The 12,885-nt window shown below is 38.6% G+C and carries 9 protein-coding genes (1 of these 9 running past the window's edge); all 9 read right to left on the reverse strand.

What is annotated here, in order from left to right:
* Window positions 1-252, reverse strand: partial view of a BamA/OMP85 family outer membrane protein gene (locus EDC37_RS03605; protein WP_424449984.1) — the start only. It extends 2,118 nt beyond the left edge of the window; only the first 252 of its 2,370 coding nucleotides appear in the window; the start codon lies at window positions 250-252; its stop codon lies beyond the left edge, outside the window.
* A gap of 162 nt (window positions 253-414) precedes the next feature.
* Window positions 415-987 carry a hypothetical protein gene (locus EDC37_RS03610; protein ID WP_132548013.1) on the reverse strand — a complete coding sequence of 191 codons (573 nt, stop codon included), beginning with the start codon at window positions 985-987 and terminating at the stop codon, window positions 415-417.
* Between the two features lie 243 nt (window positions 988-1,230).
* Window positions 1,231-1,854 carry a sigma-70 family RNA polymerase sigma factor gene (locus tag EDC37_RS03615; protein WP_132548015.1) on the reverse strand — a complete coding sequence of 208 codons (624 nt, stop codon included), beginning with the start codon at window positions 1,852-1,854 and terminating at the stop codon, window positions 1,231-1,233.
* Window positions 1,855-1,898: 44 nt separating this feature from the next.
* The gene (locus tag EDC37_RS03620) at window positions 1,899-6,215 is read right to left on the reverse strand and encodes a translocation/assembly module TamB domain-containing protein (RefSeq protein WP_132548017.1); all 4,317 of its coding nucleotides are present in this window, start codon (window positions 6,213-6,215) and stop codon (window positions 1,899-1,901) included.
* A gap of 42 nt (window positions 6,216-6,257) precedes the next feature.
* Entirely contained in the window at window positions 6,258-7,781 is a 1,524-nt protein-coding gene (locus EDC37_RS03625) for a TolC family protein (RefSeq protein WP_132548019.1), read from the reverse strand.
* A 44-nt stretch (window positions 7,782-7,825) separates the two neighbouring features.
* Window positions 7,826-9,100 (reverse strand): MlaD family protein, encoded by a 1,275-nt coding sequence (locus EDC37_RS03630; RefSeq protein ID WP_132548021.1) that lies wholly within the window; start codon window positions 9,098-9,100, stop codon window positions 7,826-7,828.
* Between the two features lie 37 nt (window positions 9,101-9,137).
* Window positions 9,138-9,869: an ABC transporter ATP-binding protein gene (locus tag EDC37_RS03635; RefSeq protein ID WP_132548169.1), complete on the reverse strand. Its 732-nt coding sequence runs from the start codon at window positions 9,867-9,869 to the stop codon at window positions 9,138-9,140.
* A 12-nt stretch (window positions 9,870-9,881) separates the two neighbouring features.
* Complete coding sequence (locus tag EDC37_RS03640) at window positions 9,882-10,646, reverse strand: MlaE family ABC transporter permease (protein ID WP_132548023.1); 765 nt, start codon at window positions 10,644-10,646, stop codon at window positions 9,882-9,884.
* A 243-nt stretch (window positions 10,647-10,889) separates the two neighbouring features.
* Window positions 10,890-12,845 (reverse strand): SpoIVB peptidase S55 domain-containing protein, encoded by a 1,956-nt coding sequence (locus tag EDC37_RS03645; protein ID WP_231040064.1) that lies wholly within the window; start codon window positions 12,843-12,845, stop codon window positions 10,890-10,892.
* Between the last annotated feature and the right edge of the window lie 40 nt (window positions 12,846-12,885).

Here is a 12,885-nt window from a genome sequence, read left to right on the forward strand (position 1 = left end):
AGGTTGTTGTGTTTCTGCAGGTTGCTGCGTATCTGCAGGTTGTTGTGTATCTGCAGGTTGCTGCGTTTCTGCAGGTTGTTGTGTTTCTGCAGGTTGTTGTGTATCTGCAGACTGCTGTGTGTCTGTTGTTATACTAGTGGTAGTGTTATTATCGCCTATTTCTGCGGCTGTTGGTGCATTCTGCCTGTCTGTTGCCACAAGGCCTCCATCTATACTTGTATCTGGCATCATCATTTGCTGACTATTTGCCATGTTCTCGTCAGCAATTGCATTATAAGCTCCATTATTTTCTTGTGCATAAACCACGTTGCCTTTAACAAATGTAAAATTAGTTACTGCTACAGCCAAAGCACAAGCTAATAAATGCCCCTTCTTTTTATTCAAAAAAATTACCTCCTGAAATTAGTGATCTTATTATTTTTGCAAAGTGTCCTTTGCCGTTCGCATCAGCTGCTGCATCTCTTTCGAAGGAACCTGAATTTCACTCTTAGGGTCAGATATCTTCTGATAAACTTTTGGTGAACTTTCTTTTTCTTTTTGTTGGTCTACAGATTGCTGTGCTGCATAATTGGGTTCAGCTTCCTGCTGTGCTGCCTCATTTACATTGGTTGAGACATTATGACTTATTTTTTCCTGAGTATTTGTTTGTTCTTGTTCCAATGGATGTTCTTCTATCTTCTTATCAGCTGAAACAACAACTGGAGGAACAGTAATCGCCTTAGCGGAATGATTATGTTCATTTAATAAAAAAAACCCTCCTGCGGCAAAAACAAGGACACTCATCATTAATGGAGCTATATATTTAAGCCAGAAAGGTTTGGCTGTATTAGCCATTTTTTCCCTAGCACGTCTCAATTCCGCTTCCGCCAGCATAATATGCAGATCGCTGCGGATGTTATTATCATGTTCTAACGAATTTTCCGCTTTCCCCAGCCATTTCTTAGCTGCACTTACATGATCCATCATAATCCGGTCTGTTTTTGCCATGAAACTGCCCTCCTCACTTATGTTTGTTATTAATATCCATTTAAAGGATTTAATTCTGCATGCCATTTTAGGTTAAATTTACCTTTATTCAGCCTTATCCGTATTTTAACCAATTTTTATGAGGTAAAATAACATATTTGCTCTATGTCATGATCGATTTATCGTCAATCATCTATTTCTAATACAATTTTTATCCATTTTTTAATCTTGATGGGATTAATTAACATCATCTGCAAACAAGCATTAATTCCAATGATGCATAAACTTTGCCATCATTCCCCGCAGGCGATGTACCGCCATCTTCTGCAACCGATAAACATGGGACAGACTTACCTGCATGTTATTAGCCAATTCTTGCGGCGCCTTATCTTTTAAATAAACACCATCTAAAACAGCTCTTTCTTTCGGTGGCAACCGCAACATAATCTTTTGTACTTGTCCCGTCAAAAAATTTTTTTCTGCCTGATTTTGCACATCGGCCTTATCATCGACCATTGCTGCTACATCATCAAAAAAATCGTATAAACTACAGTATTTATCCTTTGCCGATTCTTTATTTAAATAATTTAAAATCCGCCCTTTTATTCTATGTACTGCATATAATGAAAACGCAACATTCTTGTCGGGGTCATATCGTTCTACAGCCTCAATAAGTCCCACTGTTCCCTCTTGCACCAAATCCATTGCAGCATCCATTTTACAAAAAGGACGCACGCATTTGAAGACAAGCGGCTGATAAGCTTCTATGATTCTACAGCGTGCCTGTTCATCGCCATCTTTTTTGTATTGCTGCCAGCACTGCTCTTCTTCTGTTTGTTCCAACAGTATTATTTTTTTTACCTCAATCATATAATCACCGATGTCCATTGTCAGCCGCCTCCTTATCTTTAACGTTTGGTAATATTATTCCCTTAAAATTTAATATTCGCATCCAGTGTTACCCTATATCCGTCTCTGCTATCCCATTCATTAAGTATGCTCATATTTTTACTAAGATCATATTGGATACCAAACCTATGATCATCATAATTGATGCTGTTCGTGTATTTAAGCATCATTTTATCTGAAATATATTTACCAATTTCGATACTATATACTTCATCATAGTTATTTTGCCCATTGTGCTCGTTTTCATTATAAATAGTATCACTTACAATGTTAAATTCGTCAAGTTGTAACGTATAACGCATAAAGTTTTCGATTTCATTTAAAAATCCCATCTGCAAGCCAACTGTTGCCAACTGCGTCAAATCAGATGAGTCAACACTGTCTCCCTGTCTATCAGCATTACCAAAAGTCAAAAGCTTTATAATTTCTTCTTGGCTCATCTGTGGTTCTGAAGTAAGTAAAAATTGCATATTACCAACCGGCCCTTCTATCGACAAGTTCACTTTCACTCTTGATAAATTCGCATCACCCTTGAAAGTTATACTTGGCATGAATGATCCCAGCTGATTGAAATAAGCATTTCCTTCCCTTATCTTAAAGACTGTTCTCAGATATTCGACAGTGCCTCGCAGTACATTAATTTCGCCTGACGGCAGCGGGTGTTCTGTTGTCCCGCCAAAATGGATGCTCCCACCTATATCCATATCATAAAGCATTGATTTATAAAAACGTACATTATTGCCGACGTTTATGCCGACATCAAGCAGCATCTCAGGTAGAAAAGAAGTACTGCTGTCTGGAATACCGGGGAAAGATATCGTAGATTTTTCTATATTCATACTCCCTGCCAGCTTTGGCATATCCCTATTAAAAAATTTACCTTCACTAAAAGTAAATTGCGCACTAAACGGTCCTCGATAGAAACTACTGTCTATGAAAAGTTTATCAGCATTAAACGCAAAATTATACTGTTTTAAACCGCCGCCCGTTATCAACGTGTCACCAGTCAGAGAATATGTGCCATCACCCATTTGACCACTAAAAGTGTTTACCTTCATATGTTCACGATCAAACGCAACATCAATCTGCATATTTTGTATTGGTTTACCTAATTCTTTAATTTTCATTGAACCGTTATCCATCTTAATATAACCCGAAAACAGCGGATGGGCCAATGTTCCATTTATTTTTACATTACCTTTTAGTGGTCCGGTAGCCCAGTCTACATGTTTTGTTAAAAGCGGTAAGATACTCAAATCGGCGTTGTCCAACGATACATTTAAATCAATCTGTTCATAATTAGTCAGCATTTCCCACGGTTTAGCTTTTAAAGCCGTCAATGGTATTTTCCCACTTGCCGAAGCCCTATAAGGTCCCTTATTTATTAAGAATTGGCTGACATTAATAACGCCCTTATCCAGATTAAACAAGGCGGTCAATTTATCAAAGGTTGCTGTGCCTATCCCACCATTAGAAACTTCAAAGGAAACATTAGCCTGCGGACTCTCCATTGTTCCGGTAACCTGTGCATAAGCATTCACACTGCCTTTAACATCCGCATCATAATTCATGAGACCGGTAAATAAACTAGCATCTATATCCTGGGCAGAAAAGACCACATTAAGCGGTCCATTCAAAGTCCATGTTCCCTTCGCAGCGACTTTCCCATTATTTTGTTCTCCATAGAATTGATTAATAACTACAGTATTATCATTATAAGAGGCATCTATAGACATCTTTTTCAACGGATATTTTTTTAAATATCCATCATCAATTGTTCCCAATAAATGTACGTTAGGATTACTTAAAACTCCGCTCAAATCCATTTCGCCATTAAATATACCTGTCAAATAATTATTTTTAAAGTTGGTCATTGCTGCTAAAGATTCGGCCTTTACACCATCTACTTTTAATTTTCCAGCCAATGCACCGTTTGAAGCATTTATCTGGCCATTAAAAACTACTTTGCCAGTTTCCTGCATCCATTGCAGATCACTTATTGAAAACATGCCATTTCGATAATTACATTGTCCTGTAACATCAGTTAATGCTTCTCCGTTAAAGATCAGTTTATCCGCTTTTAATTTGCTCGAGAAAATTATATTATCGATAGTTCCACTGACATGGCCCGCAAAACTTGCCCGCCCTTCAATAGGATAAGGCAAATAAGACGGCATTTTAGACAAATCAATATCATCTACTACCACATCAAAATTAAGTACGTTATTAGCATATATACCACCATTGATTGCTACGTTAGCAAACGGTGACTTTATATTTAAATTCTGCACTGTAACATTACCAGTAGCAGCATTATAAGTATAATCCCCCTCAGCTGAAGTCAGCAAGACTCCATGATAGCTGCCTTCATGAAGCAGTACATGCCCTGACACGTTCATATTGCTAAGTGACCCTGTCAAATGCAGTGTATTATCAATATTTCCTGTTATTGGTTGTCCCGGTAAAAGCACAGAAGCAATATCTTCTATCCGCGCATTTTTCGTATTTACCGTCAAGTCGATTTGATGGTCTCCCTTAAATCCCACGATTCCCTGCGCACTATGCACAACTTCATTGGCATCATTTCTAAATACCAGTTTCTTTATCCATACACCATCCATATTACCGACAGCAGAAAGACGCAGATTATGATAAGGCTGGTTCATGATCTGTCCATCCTTTGCCCCCAATTCCAATTTTAAATACGGATTATCCATATTCCCCTGCAAGTGTCCATAAAAAGCCGCTGAACCATCGGCAGGTACTGTCAAATACTTCTGGAATAATGCCAAATTCACATTGGACCCATAAAATTCGAGATTAAGTACTTTATCATCAACAGTCCCCGCTGCGGAAACGACACCATCCCCATCGAGCGCTACCGTCAGCGCGCCTACATCTATATGCTTCCCTGTTTTTGACAAAGAAACATCTGCCTTATTTATTGCTATACCATCATAAAGGCCCCCTCGGAGAGAGGCTGAGGCATATCCTTCTATACTGTCAACACCAGTAGTATCTCCTTTAAAGACAGCATTCGCCGAAATGCGGCCCGATAATCCTGGCAGATATTCCTGCAAGGCATCACAATTTACATCTTTTACAATAGCATGGCCTTCATATGATTTATCTTCTATCTTAAATATTCCATCAGCCTGAACTTTCCCACCAGCAAAATCAAGTGAAGCCTGTTCTATATATAATACATCATTTTCAAAGTTTCCCTTTACTTTCGCGTTATTAAAAGTATATCCATAAAAACTTGCCTTTTTTGCTGATAAATCTGCTGAAACAATGGGGTTGGCAACCGTTCCCGTTATATTTGCGGAAAAGGCCGTATCTCCATCAAACGGTATATTGGCAAATATATTTTTGGGGTTTATCGCATCTGAATGTGCTACTAATGACAATTCAGGATCAGCAGCAAATGATACCTTCCCGTGTACATCTATTGTCTGCCCCTTTATTGCAGCCTTAGCAAAAACTGTCAAAAAATCCTTATTGAAAACAATTTGGCTGTTAATGTTATCAACATTTGTATCCATAATCCGGCATGAAGCATCATTTATATCAGCCTTGCCCTGCAAAGCTGTTAAATTTTCTCCATCTAAGTCAAGCACCGCATTAACGTTCTCTATCGTACCACTATTTATAACAATATTCTGTGGCAATACATCAGCCGGTATTAGATATGTATAATCCGCAATATTGATTTTATCCGCTTTTATACTAAAATGTTTTTCCTCATTTTCAATGTCACCAGAAAGTGAAATTGGCGTATTCTGCTGCATGAAATCTGCCTTTATATGTGTTTTAGGACTGTCTGCCATATCAGCATCAATATTCACTTTTGTAAGCGTGATTGTCTTATCGTCTACAGTAATATCCACTGTACCATTTTCTGCCGTCACTTGTCCTGTAAAGGTGCTTTTGTTTGTATTATCAGTAAAGATATCGGCATAATTCCATGTGCCGTCTTCTCTTTTTTTTATATTCACTGTAGGTTTATCTACACTCACAGAAGCAATGCTTGTCGCCACATCACCAGTAATAATTGATAGTGGTTTAAACTTCACTGTTGCTGCATCAGAAGATATTATTTTATCCCCATTTTTATCATAAATAGTTATCCCGTCTGCTTTTATGCTAGACCAGGAAAGTACTGTTAAATTTTCTATTTCCACCTTAGTATGTATAGTTTGCGTCAGAGTATCACTGACTGTCTGGGCAGCAGATTTCATAAAAATATCTAATCGGCTCATATAAAAAAAAGAAGCCGCAAGTAATATAACGATAAATGAAAATACAATTATCGTAATTTTTTTTTGCAGCTTCTTCATTTATAAGTCTCCCCTTGTTAAACTTTTTTAAACTAAAAAATTTTACTGATTTGCCCCTGATGCACGATCTAATACATTAAGTCCGGAAGAATTATTTTCTTCTGAACCGGAATTAGCGGTAGTAGCATCAGATTCATCTCCAGAAGCGACAGTTGAGGTGGGAACTTCCTGTGCATTATCTGTAGACGCATTAGGATTAGCATTAGTATTAGTTTCGTTGGTTTCGTCACCAGTTGGAGCAACAGGTGTAGGAACATCCTGTGCCACTAATTGTGCCGAAATTCCCATTGCTTTATATAATGCTGCTTTACTAATAGTGAAATTATACAATGCCTGATTGTAATTCATCCGTGCGCTCGTATATAAAGTTATAGCGTCCAGTCTATCACTGTTAGTACCTACACCAGCCTGATAACGAACATCAGCAATTCTATTGTTTTCAACTGCCTGATCGACTGCTGTTTTTGTCGTTTCAATGTTTGTACGGGCTGCTTCCATTGATAAATAAGCCTGCCGTACGTCTAGACGGATTTGGTCATCCATATCAGCTTGTGCCTGCTGCGCTTTTGCCAGTGCAGCTTCAGCTTGTTTTACTTGGGAATGGGTGACATTATTATCAAAAATATTCCAACTGGCTTGTACGCCGACCGATTTTTTATCGCTCTGGTCATTATCCAGCATACTATTACCTGCTATGCTTTTTTCCGCTACCACTGATACTTGCGGTTTATTACCAGCTTTTGCTGCTGCAATTTCTGCCTCAGCTTGTTCTACAGACTTTTGTGCTGCTACACCGTCAGGTCTGTTCTTAAGTGCTATATCCATACATTCTTCCATTGTCTTAGAAAAATTTGTATCTGTCAAATAATTATCACTTGGTTCAACATCAGTCATCAAATCCTGCCCTATGATCTTATTAAAACTGGTCATAGCCACCTGCAAATTATTATCTGCCGTTACAAGATCCTGCTGGGCATTAGCCAGGTTAACCTGGGCTTCCAGTAAATCGACTTTCGGCACTACACCTGCGCCATATTTAGCATTTGCCATTTTCAAATGTTCATTATACTGGGCGACAGTGTCTTCATCGACTTCTTTTATATTTTGGTAATTCAGGATATCATAATATCCTTGTAACGTCTGTAATTCTATACCTAGTTGTTCATTTTGTAAATTAAGTTCACCTATTTGAACACCTATTTTAGCACTTTTTATATTATTTTCCAGTTGCCCACCAGTATATATTGGTATGCTGGCCGTTATATCATTACCATATGAATGGTCTATATTCGTATCATCATAATAGTGCCCACCGAGTTTGCTGGCAGAACCTTCCCATTTCAGGGTAACACCAGTTTGCCCTTGTGCTTCTCCTAAAACAGCCTTTGCATTTTCCAAATCTGCTTCTTCTTGCTTTATACTATGATTGTTATTCAAAGCTTCTGTAATACTTTCCTGTAATGACATACTGCGGGCAAAAACTGTCCCACTCAACGATATTGTCATCATTCCGCTTAAAACTAACGCAGTTAAATTTTTAACCCATTTGTTTTTACTTTTTGCCAAAATAATTCCTCCTAAATGCCAAACATCTGTACTCAAATATATTTTTAAAATTCTCTGCGTATACCCAAATAGGTCGTCCTGTCAGCTTTGCTGTTAACATCATTGACTTGCCCCAGCAAATAAGTATCAGGTGCCAGTCTATACTGTCCCCGGAATTTCACCCGAATGTCATCCATATCATATGCATCCACGGAAAACCGCCAAGGACCGCTATATGTATCAATCCCTATTCCGGCTTTATTATCGAAGAGGCCTATGCGTCCCGAAAAAAAATTATTACCGGAACCTACCTGTAAATTTGTAGCAGGATCATCACCGCCTATATCATCTCCTCCTATTAATAAAAAATCATTAGGATTATTATATATTTTTAAATCAGCATTCAGCATCATATCTGACTTTTTCCCGCTATATAAAGCATCAACGCCGACCTTTGTCTTTATTGAACTTATCTTTGTCATCATATTGTCGGCTTTTTTCGAAACTGCATTTGCATTATGCAAAACACTGCGAAGATCTTCAGCAGTCTGTGGGTCTGCTATGACAGGTTCAAGATTAGCTGCCATATTTTCTATTCTTGTACTTGTACTTGCCAGATTAGAAGCTGCCGTACGGACATTATCCGTCACTTGGCCGTCACCATTTAATTTGACCATAGTCTCTACACTAGAGGATGTACGCTGCATACTAGCAGTGAGTAGTACCATATTATGTACTATCTCGTTAACATTCCCTTCATTATTTCCCGCCATGCGGGCTATTACAGCAGTAGCCTGGTCAATATTACCCGTAATATTCTTCAAGTTAACTGCTGATTCGATCAGAGAATCCTGTACCTGCGGATTTCCTATTACAGTATTGACTGAAGTAACCATTTTATCAACTTTATCCAATGTATCAGAAACTGAAGCCATCAGTGAAGTTATATTGCGTTCCTCTGTCCCCTGTACAGTATCCCCAGCAGCTAAATAATCGTCGCCGCCTGTTCCATCGGAATATATATTAACAAATTTTTCTCCCATCAAACCATCACTAGATATTGTTACCGTAGATTTTTTCGGTACTTTTATGTCATTTTTTATTTCTAAAACAACATTTGCCCCTGATCCATCAGTAGTAACTGTGCGCACATTCCCAATATCGACTCCGGCATATCGCACTAGTGCCCCTGGCTTTAAACCATCAACATATTTAAATGAAGCCGTTATTTTATAACGGGGCGCCTCACCAAAACTAATGTGTCCTAATTGCACCACAATAACCAGTGCTAAAGCCAGCGCCAGCATTGTAAACAATCCCACCTTAGCTTCTGTCGTCATATCATCGCCTCCGTTGTAAATAAAATAATAGTAATCATTATATTATTCGCCCACCATTTATAAATTCCTGTACCCTTTTATCCGAAGAAGTTTTTATAGCATGTGCATCCTCCAGCGCTATTATCTCACCTTCATAGATCATCGCAATACGATCGGCAATATAATAGGCACTATCCATGTCATGTGTAACAACCACTGAAGTTACATGCATCTTCTCTTGTGTATATTTTATAAGCTTATCTATCTTTCCCGCCATAACTGGATCAAGTCCAGATGTAGGTTCATCATACAATATTATTTCTGGTTCAAAAGCTATCGCTCTCGCCAGACTGACTCGTTTCTTCATGCCACCCGATAACTCATTGGGCATATAATTGGCAAAATCTTTTAACCCGACTGTGTTAAGTTTCTCCTCAACTATATGACCGATTTCAGCTTCTGTCAATGAACTGTGTTCCCTTAAACCGAATGCCACATTATCAGCGACAGTCATAGAATCAAAAAGTGCTGAATACTGAAATACCATCCCCATATTCAATCTGACCTTATCCAATTCTTCTTCGTTCAATTTTGCTATATCTTCATTTTTTATCCATACTTGCCCGCTGCTGGGTCTTTCTAATCCTATCATGAGTTTTAACAATGTACTCTTGCCTGAACCACTAGCACCGATGATAGCAAGCGTTTCCCCCTTGTTTATGGACAAATTTATATTTTTCAATACCTTATAATCTTTAAATGACTTATTTACATCTATCAGTTTTATCAACATGCAGATACCTCATCTATACAAAAGCAATGACAAAAAACAATTAAAAAAGAAAATGGCCATAATCGCATCAACGACCGATTTAGTAGCCGCTTTACCAACCCCCTCGGCTCCATTACCTGCATTTAGTCCGTAATAACAACCTATAATGGCAATAATACTACCAAAAACCACAGCTTTTATGAGTCCACCTGTAAAATCATGTATCACAACAAATGAATTAATTGACTGCATGTACATAAAGGACGACACGTCATAATAATTTGCTATCACCCAACCGCCGAAGGAACCAATGACATCACCAAAAACGACAAGCAGTGGTAACATCACCATGCACGCAATAAGCCGCGGCACAACTAAATACCTGATGGGATTTGTTGCCATTACTTCCAATGCATCTATTTGTTCTGTTACTTTCATCGTGCTTAATTCGGCCGTTATAGCAGCTCCCACCCGGCCAGCAGCCACTACTCCCACTAGCACAGGCCCCAATTCCCTGCCTACGGCGATTGTCACCACTCCACCAATAGTAGACTGTGCTCCAAATTTTATAAATTCTGTGACTGTCTGTAAGGTCACAACCATTCCTGTAAAAAGCATCGTCAGCATAACTATTGGTAATGTATCGACACCCAAATGAGCCATCTGTTGTAAAACATACCGCATCCGTGGTATCCGTTTACATTGCTTCAATGTCTGGAAAAGTAATATAATGAAGCCGCCCCATGTCTCGAGAATTCTTAGGACAAAAGAACCGACAGCTTCCAGTATAAACATATTACCACCATCCTCCCTAGATTTTATTAGTCCATTTTCTCCTAAATCAATCCATCAAGTACACTACGCTTCGCCTAGTTTCATAATTATTGCTATTTGCACAGACTTAGCAAGATTTTATATTTCGAGCAAAATACCCAGCACATTATTTCCCATGCTAAATAAACATTCTATTAAATGATTTTAACAATAATAAAAAAAATAGTAAATACTAATTTACTATTTTTTTTTTAGTACACCACTTTATTTTTTTATATTCAGGTTTATACGCACTACATTATCAATAATATATCCCGTTGCTGCCTTTACTTCTCTAGGTGCAGCATCCTTTTTTCCCAACTGGCCATTTTTTTCCATTTGTTTTTGTTTTTCCATGGCATCATCTATAGCCTTTTGCTGTTCCTTTTCATTTGTTATCTCAGGAACTGCTGCCGCTACAACGATTTCATTATTTTTATCTGTCTGCAATAAACCATTTATTTTATCAGCCGCTGATAACGTCTTATCTTCCTCTGGTGTCATATCTAATCCCTGTAAAGGAGATAATACCACCGGAATAAGACCACCGCCCCTGACTTCCAGTGTCATGCTGCCAGTACCTTGATTCTGCGGCACAGTATATGGAATGAGCACTTGTTCCTGAGAGCCTCGATATGGTTGCAAAATAACTTTTAAATTGACAACTTCACCGGGATGGGCTTCAGTTCTATCAGGAGTTACACTGATGATAGACGCTGTCTTACGGTTTTCATTAAACGACAAATCGACATTAATACCTGTAATATCATACTGCTTATTAGTATCAGTACAAATAATATTTAACAACTGTCCTAATTCAGAAACGGCAAACTGGCCGACATCAGTGCCATTATAATACATATTGCTTCTATCGACTTCTCCTGTATTGACAGCATTTGTCCTTATCCCTACCTTAACATCTGCTGTACCAGAACTGAGACTGTCTATTGTACGGTCTAAAGATGCATAAGCAATACTAGCTGCCAAATTAGGCAGCAATTCTTCATCATAAGCAATATTTGTGGCAAACACTGCTTTTTTCCCATTTTGCTTATCATCAACAGTAACCTTCATAGGCACTACTGATGGATATTTGCCCAATATACCGCTGACTCCTGAATAGCGGTCCTGGTTTATACGACCAATTATTTTACCAAACGAAGATACTTTCTGTCCGTTCACCAGACCATCTGCTGTACCGACAATATCTGCATCTGTCATAAAATAATTTACATTTCCCCGATAGGTGAACGGATGTCCAAAAGCCAGAACACGATTATTGTCCACTGCTGTAATGGTTCCCACTGCACCTACAGAAAAATCTCCGTAAGTCAATGCTACCCCAACAGAACTGCCAGGGCTTACGTTTGCCTGTCCGACAAGACTGTCTGACCCGGAAGACACTGCAGTTCCCATACTAACAGCATAAGGGTACATGTTAAACGGCAAAAGTTCCTTTTTTAAGAAATCCATGCCTGCTCCGTAAAACCCATTAACAGCTAATGATACTGCAGCATTTCCATCATCTTTTTGGTCTTCTGAACCGTATACTTTTTTCCAGCCAGTCGTATCTACAAATTGTGATTTTACATCTTTTGGTTGGGCAGCCTTGGTATCAGATGCAGTTGTTGCTTTTTTATCTTTAATTCCTGGGACTGGAGTTTTTCCCTTTTTAAACAGCTCATCTAATTTAGCCTCGTCCTGCGCAATCTGTTTCTTTTGGTCAAGCGTATTTATCTGCACTTGCTGAATCGTGCCATTGTCAGCTTTTGGATCGGGCAGATCCCAAAGCTGAAGCATATTCTCTACCGGTGTAATATAAAACACCCGCGGATTTGTATCACTGCCTATACCACGGGCAACTGCCCCTATTAAATAACCATCCACATAAACTGGGCTGCCGCTCATTCCGTGTATGACGCCCTTAGTATCATCCATCATTGGCCCATAAGCTTCTGCCATGATCTGCTTAGATGAGCCTTTCCCATTATCTTCTACGCCTATTATTTTTACATTAAAGCTTTCTATGTCACTTCCCTGTACTACAGTTTTAGCTGTCCCTATCATTCCCGGTTGCAATTGCTGTGTCGTCATAATCGGCACCATAGCCATACTTTTCACCGGCAATGTCAGAATACCTAAAAACAATAACGCAAAAAAAATTTTCTCGATTTTTTGCAAAAAATTCACCTCAAAATTAATGGATTTAAATATATATCCT

The sequence above is a fragment of the Pectinatus cerevisiiphilus genome (assembly GCF_004341685.1).
GTDB classification, from domain to species: domain Bacteria; phylum Bacillota; class Negativicutes; order Selenomonadales; family Selenomonadaceae; genus Pectinatus; species Pectinatus cerevisiiphilus.